Origin of the sequence: Mycolicibacterium sphagni (assembly GCF_002250655.1) — a bacterium.
Classification (GTDB): Bacteria; Actinomycetota; Actinomycetes; order Mycobacteriales; family Mycobacteriaceae; genus Mycobacterium; species Mycobacterium sphagni.
In genome coordinates this window covers 237855-253956 of the sequence record NZ_NOZR01000001.1, presented here as the reverse complement: position 1 = coordinate 253956, position 16102 = coordinate 237855, and the positions used below count along the sequence as shown (strand labels likewise).

Annotated in this window: 18 protein-coding genes; 11 read left to right on the top strand and 7 right to left on the bottom strand. The window is 65.6% G+C overall.

From position 1 onward, the window contains the following. Positions 1–25: 25 nt before the first annotated feature. Complete coding sequence (locus tag CG716_RS01265) at positions 26–625, bottom strand: TetR/AcrR family transcriptional regulator (protein ID WP_094475615.1); 600 nt, start codon at positions 623–625, stop codon at positions 26–28. 74 nt (positions 626–699) lie between these two features. Between CG716_RS01265 and CG716_RS01260 the strand changes: the two genes are divergently transcribed. Then, positions 700–1188, top strand: a complete 489-nt coding sequence (locus tag CG716_RS01260; protein WP_094475613.1) for a DUF2834 domain-containing protein — start codon at positions 700–702, stop codon at positions 1186–1188. Here the strand turns inward: CG716_RS01260 and CG716_RS01255 are convergent. Together CG716_RS01255 and CG716_RS01250 are read right to left on the bottom strand one after the other, a co-directional pair. Next, on the bottom strand, positions 1161–2252 hold the full coding sequence (locus tag CG716_RS01255; RefSeq protein ID WP_094475611.1) for an alkene reductase: 1092 nt from the start codon (positions 2250–2252) through the stop codon (positions 1161–1163). The genes CG716_RS01260 and CG716_RS01255 overlap by 28 nt on opposite strands. Before the next feature lie 65 nt (positions 2253–2317). Next, complete coding sequence (locus CG716_RS01250; protein ID WP_094475609.1) at positions 2318–3655, bottom strand: HNH endonuclease signature motif containing protein; 1338 nt, start codon at positions 3653–3655, stop codon at positions 2318–2320. A gap of 183 nt (positions 3656–3838) precedes the next feature. Between CG716_RS01250 and dapB the strand changes: the two genes are divergently transcribed. Then, positions 3839–4573 (top strand): 4-hydroxy-tetrahydrodipicolinate reductase, encoded by a 735-nt coding sequence (dapB, locus tag CG716_RS01245; RefSeq protein WP_094475607.1) that lies wholly within the window; start codon positions 3839–3841, stop codon positions 4571–4573. A 35-nt stretch (positions 4574–4608) separates the two neighbouring features. Further along, complete coding sequence (locus CG716_RS01240; protein ID WP_094475951.1) at positions 4609–5034, top strand: tetratricopeptide repeat protein; 426 nt, start codon at positions 4609–4611, stop codon at positions 5032–5034. On the opposite strand, the gene CG716_RS01235 is transcribed toward CG716_RS01240, so the two are convergent. Continuing rightward, complete coding sequence (locus tag CG716_RS01235; RefSeq protein ID WP_234817656.1) at positions 5021–6979, bottom strand: glycosyl hydrolase family 28-related protein; 1959 nt, start codon at positions 6977–6979, stop codon at positions 5021–5023. The genes CG716_RS01240 and CG716_RS01235 overlap by 14 nt on opposite strands. On the opposite strand from CG716_RS01235, the gene CG716_RS30610 reads away from it, so the two are divergent. The 3 genes from CG716_RS30610 (at position 6960) to CG716_RS01225 (ending at position 8710) form a co-directional block, all read left to right on the top strand. Continuing rightward, positions 6960–7121 carry a hypothetical protein gene (locus tag CG716_RS30610; RefSeq protein WP_234817655.1) on the top strand — a complete coding sequence of 54 codons (162 nt, stop codon included), beginning with the start codon at positions 6960–6962 and terminating at the stop codon, positions 7119–7121. The genes CG716_RS01235 and CG716_RS30610 overlap by 20 nt on opposite strands. A 452-nt stretch (positions 7122–7573) precedes the next feature. Further along, entirely contained in the window at positions 7574–8032 is a 459-nt protein-coding gene (locus CG716_RS01230; RefSeq protein WP_094475605.1) for a flavodoxin family protein, read from the top strand. Between the two features lie 210 nt (positions 8033–8242). Beyond that, positions 8243–8710 carry a hypothetical protein gene (locus CG716_RS01225; RefSeq protein WP_094475603.1) on the top strand — a complete coding sequence of 156 codons (468 nt, stop codon included), beginning with the start codon at positions 8243–8245 and terminating at the stop codon, positions 8708–8710. On the opposite strand, the gene CG716_RS01220 is transcribed toward CG716_RS01225, so the two are convergent. Next, positions 8699–9442, bottom strand: a complete 744-nt coding sequence (locus tag CG716_RS01220; protein ID WP_094475601.1) for a dienelactone hydrolase family protein — start codon at positions 9440–9442, stop codon at positions 8699–8701. The genes CG716_RS01225 and CG716_RS01220 overlap by 12 nt on opposite strands. A 43-nt stretch (positions 9443–9485) precedes the next feature. Here CG716_RS01220 and CG716_RS01215 point away from each other — a divergent pair, with 43 nt between their 5' ends. Genes CG716_RS01215 through CG716_RS01205 form a run of 3 tightly spaced genes read left to right on the top strand, consistent with a single transcriptional unit; the run spans position 9486 to position 12012 of the window. Further along, positions 9486–10286: a thymidylate synthase gene (locus CG716_RS01215; RefSeq protein WP_094475599.1), complete on the top strand. Its 801-nt coding sequence runs from the start codon at positions 9486–9488 to the stop codon at positions 10284–10286. Then, positions 10283–10807, top strand: a complete 525-nt coding sequence (locus CG716_RS01210; RefSeq protein WP_094475597.1) for a dihydrofolate reductase — start codon at positions 10283–10285, stop codon at positions 10805–10807. The genes CG716_RS01215 and CG716_RS01210 overlap by 4 nt, the downstream gene beginning before the upstream one ends. Continuing rightward, positions 10804–12012 carry a winged helix-turn-helix domain-containing protein gene (locus tag CG716_RS01205; RefSeq protein WP_094475595.1) on the top strand — a complete coding sequence of 403 codons (1209 nt, stop codon included), beginning with the start codon at positions 10804–10806 and terminating at the stop codon, positions 12010–12012. Before CG716_RS01210 ends, CG716_RS01205 begins: the two co-directional genes overlap by 4 nt. A gap of 6 nt (positions 12013–12018) precedes the next feature. On the opposite strand, the gene CG716_RS01200 is transcribed toward CG716_RS01205, so the two are convergent. Together CG716_RS01200 and CG716_RS01195 are read right to left on the bottom strand one after the other, a co-directional pair. After that, on the bottom strand, positions 12019–13671 hold the full coding sequence (locus tag CG716_RS01200) for a purine-cytosine permease family protein (RefSeq protein WP_094475593.1): 1653 nt from the start codon (positions 13669–13671) through the stop codon (positions 12019–12021). Positions 13672–13739: 68 nt separating this feature from the next. Beyond that, positions 13740–14324 (bottom strand): deaminase, encoded by a 585-nt coding sequence (locus CG716_RS01195; RefSeq protein WP_094475591.1) that lies wholly within the window; start codon positions 14322–14324, stop codon positions 13740–13742. An 88-nt stretch (positions 14325–14412) separates the two neighbouring features. On the opposite strand from CG716_RS01195, the gene thyX reads away from it, so the two are divergent. Next, positions 14413–15165, top strand: a complete 753-nt coding sequence (gene thyX, locus CG716_RS01190) for an FAD-dependent thymidylate synthase (RefSeq protein ID WP_094475589.1) — start codon at positions 14413–14415, stop codon at positions 15163–15165. Between the two features lie 78 nt (positions 15166–15243). Then, positions 15244–16092, top strand: coding sequence for a 4-hydroxy-tetrahydrodipicolinate synthase (gene dapA, locus CG716_RS01185; RefSeq protein WP_234817674.1), 849 nt, complete (start codon positions 15244–15246; stop codon positions 16090–16092). The last annotated feature ends 10 nt before the right edge of the window (positions 16093–16102 follow it).

Here is a 16102-nt window from a genome sequence, read left to right as displayed (position 1 = left end):
TGGTCAGCATGCCACGCACCGATTCCTAGCCTTCGACGATCCCGTCACGCAGCGACTCCAGCGCGGTGCGGCACAGCCGGGCCAGCTCCGCCAGCGACCTGTCCTCGCCGACCATCCACAGCTCCATCGCGCCGAAAACGGCCGCGGCGATACACCGCGCCGTCACGATGACGCGCAGCCGCTCGTCGGGGGTGGTCGGCTGAGCGCTCTGCGACAGCTGGTCGGCGATCGCGTCGGCGAACTCCGCTTCCACCTGCCGGGTGTGGCGCACGATGCGGCCGGGGTCGAGTTCCCTGGCCCGCAGCGCGGCGATCTGGGCGACCGCTTCCGGGTCATACGGCGACGCGTCGATGGCCGACTGCACCGACTCGATGATCGACTCCCCCGGTGAGCGAGCGTGCAGCGCGGCGCGGAACCACTCGAGGCCGACGTCGTAGTCGGCGAACAGCAGGTCGTGTTTGGACGTGAAGTGCCGGTAGAAGGTGCGCAGCGAGACGCCGGCGTCATCGGCGATCTGCTCGGCGGAGGTGTCCTCCACGCCCTGCGCGAGGAAGCGCACCAAGGCGGCACGCCTCAGCGCGTCGCGGGTGCGCTCGCTGCGCGCTGTCTGAGCAGGCCGAACCACGCAGGTAACGTACCGCAAAAGGAATTGTCAAAATTGACAAAACGTGCGGCTTTCTTCACTACAGTTACGAAGCCATGACGCTCCTCGTTCATGCCGTCCTGGCCGTCCTCGTCATCGCGTGGATCATCGGATCCAACTCGCCGATCTTCCGCAGGCCCGCGGGCGGCCCCGCGGTGAGCTTGCTCGAGATCCTCTACTACGTCATCGGTATCGCATCGGTCGTGTTCGGCTGGTACTTCAACATCCAGTTCGTCCACCACTACGCCGACGGCTCCGGCAATGTCTTCACCGGCGCCGGCAGCTGGTGGCAGTTCATCACGCTGGGGTACGCCAACCCGGCCGCGGCATCAGCCAGCCAGGATTACACGATCGGCAACGTCATCCTGCTGCCGATGTTCACCATCATCGACGGCTACCGGCGCGGCATCCGCCGGCCGTGGCTGTACTTCGTGGCCAGCCTGTTCACCAGCTTCGCATTCGCCTGGGCCTTCTACCTCGCTACCGTGGAACGGCAACGGCTGCACGAGAAGTCGCGTCAGACGGTTGGCGCCAGCGTCGGGTAGTCGACGTAGCCGGCGGGGCCCGGCGAGTAAAACGTCGCCACGTCGGGCTCGGTGAGTTCGGCGCCGGTACGCAGTCGCTCGATGAGGTCGGGGTTGGCCAGGTACGCCCGGCCCACCGCCGCGGCGCTGATGGCGCCCCAGTCGGCGAGGTTCTCCAGCTCGCAGAAGCTGGTGTCGACGTCACGACCGGTGTTGAGAACGAACGGCCCGGGCCACAGGGCCCGAACAACGCCGAACTCGGCGGCGTCCGGGTTGATCAGAACGTGTAGGTAGGCGAGACCCAGCGGCGAGATCCGTTGCAGCAGAGCTTCGTAGGCCGACACGGTGTCCACCTCGTTGACATCGCCGGCACCGTTTCCGGGTGAGATGCGCAATCCGACGCGGCCCGGTCCGATCTCATCGGCGACCGCTTCGACGACCTCGGCGGCCAGTCGTGCACGGTTCTGCGCGGATCCGCCGTAGCGATCGGAACGGGTGTTAGTGGCATCGGCCAGGAACTGATGCAGGAGATAGCCGTTGGCGGAATGGATTTCGACCCCATCGAGTCCCGCGTTGACGGCGCGGCGGGCCGCTGCCCGGAACTGGGCGACCACGCCGGCGATTTCGTGGGTGTCGAGCGCCCGGGGCACCGGGAGTGGCTTCTTGCCGGACGGCGTGCGCGCCACCATGTCGGCCGCGATCGGCGAGGGCGCCACCGACTCAGCGCCGTTGATGTCTGGGTGAGCCATCCTGCCGACGTGCCATATCTGCATGAACATGAGCCCGTCTTGGGCGTGAACGGCAGCGGCGACGTCTGCCCACTTCTCCTGATGCCGGTCGGTGTAGATGCCCGGGGTGTTGACGTAGGCACCGTTGCCGACCTGGGAGATGGCGGTGGCTTCGCTGATGATCAGCCCGGCCGTCGCACGTTGCGCGTAGTACTCGACCTGCAGGTCACTGGGTGTGCCGTCGGCCTCCGCCCGCGAACGTGTCAACGGCGCCATGAACAGCCGATTCCGGGCGGTGTTCGCCCCGATCGTGATCGGCCGGAGCAGGGCTGCGTCGTCGGTGAGGGTGAACGTCATGCTTGGCTACAAGTGCACAGCCGTACCTATTCATTCCCGTTCATTCCCGTTCATTCCCGCCCGATTTATGGATCGTCGTCTGGCCCGAGCAGGCGTTCGGGGTGGTGGTAGTCGTTGGTGCCGCCGCGCAGCATGGGGAGCGCGGGTGGTGGGATCCATTCGGTGTGGCCGTCTGCGAGTTTTCGGGTGGCCCAGCCGCCGGTTTCGACGAGTTGGTTGTCGGGGTCGCAGGCCAGGCCGAGGTCGTCGATGTCGGTGTTACCGCCGTTTTTCCAGTCTTGGGCGGCGTGGTGCACGCCGCTGTGATAGCCCGGTGCGTCGCAGCCTGGTCGAGTACACCCACGATCCTTGGCGTGCAGGATGATTCGCTGATCGGCTGATGCGATGCGTTTGGTGCGGCCCAGCCACAACGCCCGCCCGTTCACCCCGTCGAACAGGGCGAGGTAGTGGTAGGCATGGGCGGCCATCCGGATCACGTCGGGGATCGGGATCAAGGTGCCGCCGGCGGTGACCGCATAGCCGGTCTTGGCGTGGAGGTCCTGCAGGGTGGCCGACACGATGACCGTGACCGGTAAGCCGTTGTGCTGACCGAATGTCGGATCACCGAGTTGCCCGCGCACTAACGCTGTGAGGGCGTCGTGCTGGCGCTGACCGTAACTGCGCAGATCTCGTTGTGCGACTTCCTCACTAGGCGCGATGCTCGGGCTCTCGTCATCGGGGTTGCACACACCCGGGGCGGCGAATTTCGCGAACCAGGCGTCCAACTCCGAGCGCAGTTCGGGGTCGGCGATCAGCCGACCCACACTCATGCCGTCGACTTGTTGGCCCCCGCACCACACGAACCCGCGCTTGCGGGCCCGGTCGGCGTCGGAGAATGTCCCGTCGGGGTTCAGATGCAGTGCCAACCGGTGGGCGACTTTCTCCAACTGGTCCGGCCGCAGGGTGATCGCATGCCCGGCCAACGACCGTTCGGCTTTGTCCACCTCGACCGGCGACACATGATCGGGCAACTCCCGGAAGAACGTCTGAATCACCCGCAGGTGCTCGCCATCCAACGACCCGGCCTGCCACGCTGCCGACGTCTCGGGTAACAGCGGCGGCAGGGGTTGCCCGGTCAACGTGGTGCGTGGTGCGAGCTGCTCAGCATCGCGCATCCGGCGGCGCGCTTCCCGCGGGCTGATCCGCAACACATCGGCCACGGCAATCCCCACCGGCGGGCAACCCGCAAACCGCTCCAACCGGGCCAGCACCGCATGCGAGAGCGCCACCTGACGCCGCCGCGCAGTCTCCAACCGCTCCAACACCACAAACCGCCGCGGCGGCGACAACACCTCGAGATCGACGGCACCGAGACGCTCGACAACATCGTCGAGCTCCTCCAACAACCCATCGATCGAACACATATTCGAATACTATGTGAACGTGCCGACAAAACTCAGCGCTCCCGACCGGATGGTGCCGTCGAACCTTTCGGCCGTGTCGGCGTGACAACCAATCGAACGGACTGAACCACCGCGTGTTCGATGGCCCGCGGGGTTGCCCCGTCGCCCAGGTTTTGATCAACGTTGTCTCGCTAAGCTGCACCCATGCGAGTTGCGGTCCTGGGAGCCAGAGGCAAAGTCGGAACAACGATGTGCGACGCCGTGCGTGCGGCCGACGACCTGACGTTGAGTGCGGAAGTCGATGCCGGTGACGCACTGTCGTTGCTGACTAGCAGCGGCACCGAAGTGGTCATCGACTTCACCCACCCCGACGTCGTGATGGACAACCTGAAGTTCCTCATCGACAACGGAATCCACGCTGTTGTCGGCACCACCGGCTTCACCGACGAGCGCCTGGATACGGTCCGCGCTTGGCTTGCCGCCAGACCCGGCTCCGCGGTGCTGATCGCACCCAACTTCGCGATCGGAGCCGTGCTGTCGATGCACTTCGCGCAGAAGGCCGCACCGTACTTCGAATCAGTGGAAGTCATCGAGCTGCATCATCCGCACAAGGCCGACGCCCCGTCGGGCACCGCTACACGCACTGCCAAGCTGATCGCCGAAGCTCGAAAAGGCTTGCCGCCCAACCCCGATGCCACCAGCACCGGGCTGGAGGGCGCTCGCGGCGCTGACGTCGACGGCATTCCTGTCCACTCCATTCGGCTGACCGGTTTGGTCGCACACCAAGAGGTGCTGTTCGGCACCCTCGGCGAGACGCTGACCATCCGGCACGACAGCCTGGACCGCACATCGTTCGTGCCCGGCGTCCTGCTCGCCGTCCGCCAGGTCGCGAGCCGGCCTGGGCTCACCATCGGGATCGAACCGCTGCTCGACCTGTGAATGCCGCGCTGCGTATCCAGCTGCTGATCGGCCTCATGTGTACGGCCCTGGTGGTGTACTTCGTGCTCCTCGGCCGGACCGGGATCACGCTCATCGGCACCGGAACGCCGGTCGCCATCGCGCTCGGTGTCGGCGTGCTGATCCTGCCGGTCGTCGGGGCGTGGGCGATGGTCGCCACCCTGCGCGCCGGATTCGCCCACCAGCGGCTGGCCCGGCTCGCGGTCGAAGACGGGATGGAACTCGACGTGAGTGGCTTGCCGAGGACGCCGGCGGGCCGTATCGAGCGCGACGCTGCCGACGCCCTGTTCGACAGGGTGCGGGCCGAACTGGAAGCCGACCCGGACAACTGGCTGCGCTGGTATCGGCTGGCCCGGGCCTACGACTATGCGGGCGATCGCAGCCGTGCCCGCGAAGCGATGCGCAAAGCCGTTGCCATGCAAGCGGAGTTCAGAGGGGACTGATATCTCCGTACGAGGCCGATTGCTGTTGCGGATCGGTTTCACCCTCGTACAACCACGAGGCGTCGATGTACCAGTCCACCGGCCCGTAAGGTCCGCCCTGGATCCCGATGGGGGAGCCCATGTCGCCCAGGTCGCTGACGAAGGTGACTTTGTCGACGTGGACATCGCTGCCGGCGATGTACTGCGTGGGATTTCCCCCGCTGAGTTCGAGCGCCAAGAAGGATGATCCGACATGGTCGTCCATCGTCACCTTGACCGCAGCGATGTCGATACCGTCGACCTGCAGCAGCCGCACGCCGTAGCCCGCACCGTCGCCGCGCCCTGGCAGGTTCACGACGATATTGTCGAACGAGGCGTCCTTGACCCGGTAGAGCTCGACGCCGGCACCGTCGGCATCCGACGACGTGACCGTGCCGAACTTCACCCCAGCGATGTCCTGGATCAGGATCAGCCCGGGCCCGTCGAGTTCCAGATTGTCCACGGTCAAGTTCGACGACGGCAGTTCATCGACCGACAATTCGCTCCGAATCTGGCTTGCGCCAAACAGATAGATACTCGCGGCGTGGTCGGAGACCAGCTTCACGTTGTCGATCACCGAGTTCTGCAGGGACGCCAACAGCATGCCTCCGTCGCCGCCACCGGTCGGATCGCCGTTCGACACCGCGTAGATGTTGCTCAAGGTGACGCCGGCGAACTTGCTGGTCTCGGTGGCCGGTGTCTCCACCGCAACCGACCAGTTGTTGGAGTTGGTGATCGTGACACCATTGATCACGACGCCGGAGAAATCCCACCACATCGGATCTTCGGTGCCGTCGATGTTGTGCGTGCCGAGCACGATGCCGGTGCCGGTTCCGTCGATCGTGACGTCGGAGATCGTGACATTCCGCGACGCCAGGCTCGTCCAGTCGCCGGCGCCGGTGGAGATGGACGAATTGACTTGGATGCCAAAGTCTTTGCCGCTGACCGTGACGTGGCTGATGCTGATGTCGTAGCCGCCCTGGACCCGGACGCCGTCGGCTTGGCCTCCGACCACGGTGATGTTCGTGGCCGTCGAACCGCCGTTGTTCCACTCGCCGAGCCCGGGTTCGTTGAAGGGGCCGTCGGTGGGACCGTAGGTCCACGGCTGAGTCGGGTCGTAGTACGTGACGAAGGCCAGGCCGTCGTCGCCGGTGTTCTCTGCGTAGAGCCCGTTGACGGTGACGCGGCGGTCGGCGTTGAAATGCAAACCATCGGCAAGCGAGCCGATCACCGTGAGATTGGTGACCGTCACATCGGAAGCACCCATCACGACCACTCCGGCTTGCGGTGAATTCACCACGCGCGCATTGATGATCGAGATGTTCGACACTTCCCCGGTGGATCCCGTCCACCCCGCGGGAGGAGCGGAATCGGACGGGTAGCCCAGCACTGAGATCCCGTCGCCGAAGCTGCGGGCCGACGGGCGGGTGGTCCAATCGATGGTCGGATTGAGGATCGTGATGTTGGATGCCGCCCCCTCGACGCGGATGCCATAGCTGGTACCGAGTCCGTTCGCATCGAGGTTGTCCATCAGCAGTTGGGCGCCCGGGGCGAACTCCACCGTGACGTTCGAGAGGCCGTCGAGGAAAATCGCCGCGTTGCCGCTCGGATTCTGCTGGGCGAACCGGTAGTTGCCCGGGGGGAAGTAGAGAGTCTCGCCTGAGGTCAACGCGGCTTCGGCGGCCTTGATCGCCGCCGAGTCGTCGGTAACGCCGTCGCCGACCGCTCCGTAGTCCTTGACGTTGATTGTGGTGGTCGTGGCGCTCACCTGCGTTGTTGGGTTGGCAGCCGACGTGCTGGAGCGCGTCTGTTCGAGGTTACGGCGGAACAACTCCAGGATGGACGTCAGCGTCGGGACTGCGATCGGCCGGTTGGGGATGCCGAAGAGATGCAGAATCGCGGCGAACATGCCGGCCGGCGTCGGCACCGAGGCCTGCGCGCTCACCGTGCGCTCAGCGGTGGCCAGCGTCGGTGTCGTCGTCGCCGCGGTCGTTACCCCCGTGGTCGCCGGGGCGGGCGCCGATGACGAGGGGACGGCCACGCTGGCCACCTGGGAACTCTGCGGTTGACTCGCATCGGCGCCGGTTGTCGGTTGCCCTGCTGCTGCCGTCGACCGTTGCGGACCGCCTACGTCCCGTCGTGCCGAAGCAGACGGCGTCTTCTTGGTCGTCTCCGGGTGCGTCGACTTGCGCGCGGGCGCGAGTCGGAACTGACCCACCTGGGGCGATTTTGGCGAACCGCCGACCGATGACGATGAAGGGGATGACCCCGATAATCCGCCTGGGTCGGAAGAGTCAGCAAATGCGATGGCTGGCATCCATGCGACCGCAGCGCCGACACCGAGCGCCACCGCCAATGCGCCAACCCGGCCGATATACGGCGAATTGCCTGGCAGTTTAACGGAACTCAATGCACTCATTGCTCACCCCCCACCTCGCTTACGTAAGCGTCGATAGGCATTGGTTTAGCACGCGAGCAACCATCCCCGCTCGATCTGTGGGAATTATGGTGCACTCTTCAGATGAAGCCGCGCCTGCTGATCGTGCATCACACGCCGTCGCCGCACTGTCAGGAGATGTTCGAGGCGGTGCTTTCCGGCGCGACCGACCCCGAGATCGAGGGTGTCGAGGTGGTGCGTAGCCCTGCACTCACGGTCTCGCCGGTCGAGATGCTGGAGGCCGACGGGTACCTATTGGGTACGCCGGCCAACCTCGGCTACATCAGCGGGGCCCTCAAGCACGCGTTCGACCAGAGCTACTACCAGCTACTCGACTCGACGCGGGGGAGGCCGTTTGGGGTGTGGCTGCACGGCAACGAGGGCACCGAGGGAGCCGAGCGTGCCCTGGACGGCATCACCGCCGGGCTGGGGTGGGTCAAGGCGGCGGAATACGTTGTGGTGTCGGGCAAGCCGACCAAGGCTGATGTCGAGGCGTGCTGGAATCTCGGTGCGACCGTCGCGGCCACGCTGATGGGGGAGTGAATCAGCAGGGTTGGCGTTGGGAGATATCCAGTCCCCGTTGAGTATTGCCTGACGCGGCCGGCAGACCTCCGCTGCTCCGCCCAGATTGCTGCGCAAGCGCTCATTGGACGCTCGCCGGTCGACACGGCCTGCCGCCCTTCTGGACCTGCATGTCGCTCGGGCCCTACGGTCGGTGGATACAACAGCCGCTGCGGAAGGACGTGAGGCGCTATGGGGATAGCTGATATCGCATTGGGGGCCGCCCCGATCGCCGGCGGCGCACTGCTGGGTGTTGCCGCGGGCAGTCTGAGGGGCCCCGACGTCCGGGGCGCGATCAAGTCCGACCTCGAGTTGCTCGACAAGATCCCGGACGAAAACGTCGAGCTGCGCGCCGCACTGCGCAGGAGCATCGAGGAGCGCATCGCCGACCTCATCGCCGCCACCGAGAAGACCCGCGAACTGCGCGAGATCGCCACTTCCTACAAGGGCAATTGGCGCGACATCGTGGTGTTCGTCTGCGCCGTGTTGTTCACCATCGTCTGGTGGAACGTGCCGCACAGCCGTAGCAACTGGCTGGTGACGTTTGTGTTCCTGATCGTGTTGTCCGGGGTGGTTGCGCTGTACGCCTCGCGCGGTGTCATTCGCGCGCTGAGCAGCATTCGCCATCGGCACGACGAGCAGCCCACCTCAACGGGGTAGGTGCGCCCCGAAGTAGTCCTTCATCGCGTCCCAGTGCCGCTGCGCGGCGGCCTTGTCGTAGGCGGCGCTGTGGTCGGCCACCGCGAATCCGTGCAGTGCGGGATACCACTCGATGGTGTGCTCGACGCCGGCCGCGGTCAGCGCCTTGTCGAGTGTTTCAGCGGCATCGGGGGTGAAGGACGCGTCGTTCTCGGCGCCGCCGACATAGACGGCGGCCTGGATCTGGTCGGCCAGCAGGTGCGGGCTGCCAGGATCATCGGCGGCCAGGCCGCCGCCGTGGAACGACATCGCCGCCGCAACACGCTCGGGTAGGCGGCCCGCGACGATCAGCGACGTGCGTCCGCCCATGCAGTAGCCGGTGGTGCCGAACGTCGTCCCGCTGACCTCGGGCCGCGATTCCAGGTAGTCGAAGAACGCCGTGGCGTCCGACGTCATCTTGTCCGGGGTGATGCCACCCATCATCGTCATCAGCCGCTGGCGCTCATCGGGGTTGGTGAACGCGGTGTTCAGGTCGAACGGCGCCCAGTCGCCGCTGCGGTAGTAGATGTCGGGCACCAGGACCGCGTAGCCATAGCCGGCCAACTGGGCGGCCATATCGCGGAACACCTGGCGCGGGCCGCCGGCGTCCGGGTACATCAAGACAGCGGGCCACGGCCCGGTGCCCTCGGGGGTGGTGAAGGTGACGGGGCAAGTGCCATCGGGCGTGGTCACGGTGTCGCTGATGGTCGGCATGGCATCCGTTCTACTCTTCGGCCATGGACGTAAGCTGAGCGGTGTGCCGATCGCCACGCCGTACGAGGATCTGTTGCGACTTGTGCTCGAACAGGGCACACCGAAATCTGATCGCACCGGTACCGGCACTCGAAGCCTGTTCGGCCATCAGCTGCGCTATGACCTGGCGGCCGGCTTCCCCCTGATCACCACCAAAAAGGTGCACCTGAAGTCGATCGTCTACGAGCTGCTGTGGTTCCTGCGCGGCGAGTCCAACGTGGCCTGGCTGCAGCAGCACGGCGTCACCATCTGGGACGAATGGGCAAGCGAGACGGGCGAACTCGGTCCGATCTACGGTGTGCAGTGGCGGTCCTGGCCGACGCCGTCGGGTGAGCACATCGACCAGATCAGCGCGTCGCTGGAACTACTGAAGGCTGACCCCGACTCTCGTCGCAACATCGTGTCGTCCTGGAACGTCGGCGAGATCCCGCAGATGGCACTGCCGCCGTGCCACGCGTTCTTCCAGTTCTATGTCGCCGACGGCAAGCTGTCCTGTCAGCTTTACCAGCGCAGCGCCGACCTGTTTCTCGGCGTGCCGTTCAACATCGCCAGCTACGCGCTGCTGACCCACATGATGGCCGCCCAAGCCGGGTTGGACGTGGGGGAGTTCGTCTGGACGGGCGGTGACTGCCACATCTACGACAACCACGTCGAGCAGGTCACCCAACAGCTGACCCGCGACCCGCGCCCTTACCCGGAACTTGTTCTTGCTCATCGTGATTCGATCTTCGACTACACCTTCGAAGACGTCGAGGTCCGCAACTACGATCCGCACCCGGCGATCAAGGCGCCCGTCGCGGTATGACGGAAACGGGGCTGGGCCTGATCTGGGCGCAGTCGACCTCTGGTGTGATCGGCCGGGACGGCGGTATCCCGTGGCGCCTACCCGAGGACCTGGCCCGCTTCAAGGACCTGACGATGGGACACACCGTCGTGATGGGGCGGCGCACGTGGGAGTCGCTGCCGGTGCAGGTGCGCCCGCTGCCCGGTCGCGAAAATGTCGTACTCACCCGGCAAGCTGGCTACGTGGCTGACGGAGCGACGGTGGTGAGCGGGCTCGACGAGCTGGATGCCGGACTCGGCGGGCCGGATCGAAGCGACCCGGGGAACAACACGTTCTGGGTGATCGGCGGGGCAGAGATCTACCACCTCGCCCTTCCGGCGGCGACGCGCTGCGAGGTGACCGAGGTCGAGATCGACCTGCGGCTCGAGGACGACGACACGCTGGCCCCGGTTCTCGACGAATCGTGGGTGGGTACATCGGGGGACTGGCAGACGAGCAGCTCCGGGCTGCGCTACCGGTTCCACAGTTACCTGCGGGCATGACCCGGCTGTCTGCCGATCAGGCTCGCCGCGTTGCCGTTTCGGCGCAGGGCCTGGCCGAGCCCAAGCCGCGCGGTTCTGTCACCCGCGCGCACCTGCGTCGGCTGATCAACCGCATCCAAGTCGTGCAGCTCGACTCCGTGTCGGTGGCGGTGCGCGCCCACTACGCCCCGGTGTTCAGCAGGCTCGGGCCGTATGACCGGGATGTGCTCGACGGTGCGGCATGGAGCCACACCGCGCGCGCCCCGCGGCTGCTGGTGGAGTACTGGGCACATGAGGCGGCCTTGATGGCCGTCGAGGATTGGCCGTTATTGCGTTGGCGGATGCGGGAATACACCCACGGTCGCTGGGGCACCGAGATCGTCAAGAAGAACCCCCAGCTGGCCGAGAACATCCTGGCCGCGGTCGCCGAACTCGGGCCGAGCACCGCGGGCCAGATCGAGGCACACCTGGAATCCGAACCGCGCGGGCGCAAGGGGCCGTGGTGGGATCGCAGCGATACCAAGTGGGTGGCCGAGGCGCTGTGGTCGTCGGGAGCGCTGACCACTGCCACCCGCGTCGGGTTCGCGCGGCACTATGACCTCAGCGAACGGGTGCTGCCGCCGGAGGTGTTCGCGCGCGACGTCGACGATATCGAGGCCGTTCGGGAGCTGGTGCTGCGCGCCGCCGGCGCGCTCGGAGTGGCTACCGAACCCGACCTGCGTGACTACTTCCGGCTGAATCCCAAGCAGAGCAAGCCCGCGGTCGCCGCGTTGGTCGCCGGGGGTGAGCTGGAGGAAGTCGAGGTCGACGGCTGGTCGGCGCCGGCGTATCTGCGCGCGGGACTGACGGTACCGCGGGTGGATCGCGGGACGGCGCTGCTGTGCCCGTTTGATCCGCTGATCTTCTTCCGCCCGCGGGTCGAGCGGCTGTTCGGATTCCATTACCGCATCGAGATTTACACCCCGCAAGCCAAGCGCCAGTTCGGTTATTACGTGTGGCCGTTCCTGCTCGACGGGCGGCTGGTCGGCCGCGTGGACCTCAAAGCCGAGCGGTCCAAGGATGCCCTCAACGTGGTCGGCGCATTCGTCGAAGAGGGCCAGGATCCGGCCGTCGTCGCCCCGCGCCTGGCCGCCGAACTTCAGGCGATGGCGTCGTGGCTGGGGCTGGGCAACGTCACAGTCGGCCGGCGCGGGGAGTTGGCGCCGGCGCTTCGCCGAGCACTCTGACGTCGCTCAGTGCGCGGGCAGCACGCACCCCGCTGACTTGTCGGTGCTCAGGCATAGCGAGCACACGTGCGAGTCGTGGGTCTCGCAGGCGACCATGTCGGGGCGCTCGTATTCGATCCCGCACGCGTGGCAGAGCAGATGGACATCGACGGGGTTGCCGTGGTCGTCGTACATCGGCAGGTCGATGCCGTCGTGGTCGCGACGCAAGTAGTACTTGCCCTTGGTGGCGATCGCGAAGATCGGTGGCAACACCAGGCCCAGGACAATCGCGACGAGAGGCGAGTACGGCCGCAGCGTCTCGCCGAGACCGCCGAAGAAGGCCAGGATCGAGACGCCCGCCGCCAGCAGCATCGAGCAGAAGCCGACGGGGTTGATGGCATAGAGCATGCCGCGGCGGAACTCGGGCTTCTTGGGTGAGATCTTCAGCAGGTACTTGTTGATCGCGATGTCGGAAGCGACCACCACCACCCATGCCATACCGCAGTTGGCGTAAAAACCCAGGATCGTGTTGAGGAAGTCGAACATGTTGGCTTCCATCAGGATCAGCGCGATCACCAGGTTCACGCCGAGGAAGACCAACCGCCCCGGGTAGTGCTTGGTGACCCGCGTGAAGGAGTTGGTCCAGGCCAGCGAGCCCGAGTAGGCGTTGGTGACGTTGATTTTGATCTGGCTGATCACGACGAGCGCCACCGCCAGCGTCATCGCCAACCACCCGGGCATGAAGTTCTGGTAGATCTCCAGGAACTGGTGCACCGGCTGGTTGGCCACCGTCGCTCCGTCGGCGACGTTGGCGATCAGGTAGACGGCCAGGAAGAGTCCGATGATCTGCTTGATGGCGCCGAAGATCACCCAGCCCGGGCCGGCCAGCACCATCCACGTCCACCAGCTGCGAGCGTTTGCGGGTGTGCGCGGCGGCATGAAACGCAGGTAATCGATTTGTTCGGCGATCTGGGCGATCAGCGACAGGCAGACGCCCGCGGCCAGCAGGATCGAGCCGAAACTGGTTGCGCCACTGCCGTGTTCGCCTTGGTAGTGGAAGAACTGGGCGACGGACTCGGGGTGGCTGATCACCAGATAGGCAAACGGGAACACCATCAGGAACAGCCACAGGGGAGTGGTCCACACCTGAAGGGTGGACAACACTTTCATGCCGTAGATCACCAGCGGGAAGATGATCAGCGTCGAGGCCGCGTAGCCCAGCCACAGTGGCACCCCCAGCCCCAACTTGAGGCCCTGGGCCATGATCGAGCCTTCCAGGGCGAAGAAGATGAACGTGAACGTCGCGAAGATGACGTTGGTGACCACCGAGCCGTAATAGCCGAATCCCGCACCGCGGGTAATCAGGTCGAGATCGATGTTGTAGCGCGCCGCGTAGTAGGCCAGCGGAAAACCGGTGGCGAAGATGACCACGGCGAAGATCGCAATGCCCCACAGCGCGTTGGTGGTGCCGTAGGAGATCCCGATGTTGGCGCCGATCGCGAAATCGGCGAGGTAGGCGATGCCGCCCAGTGCGGAGATTCCGACCACGCGGGTGGACCACTTGCGGTAGCTCCGGGGAGCGAACCGCAGCGTGTAGTCCTCCAAGGTCTCCTTGGTGGCGGCGATTGACGCTGAAGGGGCAGCGGCGTCCGTATCGATGCGTTCAGCTTCTTGCGTCATGCCGGGCAAACTTATGCGACCGGGGTTACCGCGCCGTCACACTGATGTTTCGCCTAGCTGTGTATTCGCTAATTGAGCGGAATATGGTTGTCGCCCTTGGATTCCTGATATCGCGCTGACAGAATTGCATAGTGCTGTTTGATCCGCACGAGTTGTTGCTGTAGCTGCGAGCGAAGTGGCTCAGACTCCGATTCGACCAGCTGCGGAATCGAGTAGGCCGTCCAGAACGCGTTGCTGTGCCGGTAGCCACCGGGCGCCAACCCGAATACTTCGGACAGAATCTTCAGGTCGTGTGGGATAGCGAAGGCGTCACGTGAATCTTCGTGGCTGAACAGATAGTAGAAGTTGTCGAAGCCCGCCCAGGTGATCGCCGACAGGCACATCGTGCACGGCTCGTGAGTGGACAAGAACACCAGCTCGCTGCTCGCGGGCCGCTGTGAAAGTTCGTAGAACTGCTTGAGTGTGTGGATCTCCCCGTGCCACAACGGGTTCTCGATCTCACCGTTGGCTCCGGCCATGACCAGCGATAGGTCGGACTTGCGTAGGATCGCCGCCCCGAACACCTTGTTGCCCGCGAACACTCCACGTTCAGTCAAGGGGAGGATGTCGTCATCGATCACGTTCAGCAGGCGAGGGGCGATCGTCGGGGACATGGTGCAGGCTAACGTGACTGAGCCGCAGGCCGCGCGCCGAATCGAGGCAGGTCACATGCTTGCGACTGGTGCGCACTAAGGTGAGCCCGTGGCCGAGACCGCGCCGCTGCGCGTGCAGCTGATCGCCAAGACCGAGTTCCTGGCACCTGCCGACGTGCCCTGGGACACCGACGCCGACGGCGGCCAGGCACTGCTCGAGTTCGCCGGTCGCGCCTGCTATCAGAGCTGGTCCAAGCCGAATCCGCGGACGGCCACCAACGCGTCCTATCTCAAGCACATCATCGACGTGGGCCATTTTTCCGTGCTCGAACACGCGTCGGTGTCCTTTTACATCACCGGCATCTCCCGGTCCTGCACCCATGAGCTGATCCGGCATCGACACTTCTCCTACTCGCAGCTGTCCCAGCGCTACGTGCCCGAGACCGAGGCCCAGGTCGTCGTGCCGCCCGGCCTCGAGGACGACCCCGAACTGCAGCGGATCCTGCTCGAGGCCGCCGATGCCAGCCGTGCCGCTTACCAGGAGCTTTTGAGCAGGCTGGAAGCCAAATTCGCCGACCAGCCCAACGCTGTACTGCGCCGCAAACAGGCTCGTCAGGCCGCCAGGGCGGTGCTGCCCAACGACACCGAGACCCGCATCGTCGTGAGCGGCAACTACCGTGCCTGGCGGCATTTCATCGCGATGCGGGCCAGTGAGCACGCTGATGTGGAGATCCGGCGCCTGGCGATCGCCTGCCTGCGACAGCTGGCCGACGTGGCGCCCGCCGTATTTGCCGATTTCGAGATCACCGAACTCGCCGACGGTACGGAGGTTGCCACGTCCCCGCTGGCTACGGAGGCCTGACCGGAGCGGGTAATCTAGGGGACCGTGAGCACCAGCGGAGTCGACGTCAGCGCCCAATTGGGCACCGTACTGACCGCAATGGTGACGCCGTTCAAGCCCGACGGCACGCTGGACACTGTCGCCGCTGCGCGGGTCGCCACCCATCTGGTCGACACCGGCTGCGACGGTCTGGTGTTGTCCGGCACCACCGGTGAGTCGCCGACCACCACCGATCAGGAGAAGCTGGCGCTCCTGCGCGCGGTCCTGGACGCCGTCGGCGACCGTGCCCGCGTCATCGCCGGCGTCGGCACCTACGACACCGCGCACAGCGTTCACCTGGCCAAGACCGCCGCGGCCGAGGGCGCCCACGGGCTGTTGGTCGTCACCCCGTACTACTCGCGGCCGCCGCAAGCCGGACTGGTCGCGCATTTCACGACGGTGGCCGACGCCACCGACCTACCGGTGCTTCTCTACGACATTCCGCCGCGCTCGATCATCCCGATCGAATGGGACACCATGCGCACACTGGCGGCGCACCCCAACATCGTCGCGGTCAAGGACGCCAAGGCCGATCTGCATGGCGGCGCCCAGATCATGGCCGAGACAGGTCTGGCTTACTACTCCGGTGACGACGCGCTGAACCTGCCATGGCTGGCGATGGGCGCGGTCGGCTTCGTCAGTGTGTGGGGCCATGTAGCCGCCAGCCAGCTGCGAGATATGTTGACCGCCTTCAACTCTGGTGATATCGCCACCGCACGAAAGATCGCCGTGACGTTGGCGCCGCTGAACGCCGCGCAGACCCGCCTTGGTGGGGTCACTTTCGCCAAGGAAGGCCTGCGCCTGCAGGGCATCGAGGTCGGGGACCCGCGACTGCCGCAGTTACCCGCAACGTCCGAGCAGCTCGACGAGCTGGCGGCCGACCTCCGCGCTGCAGCAGTGTTGCGATGACGATGTCGTC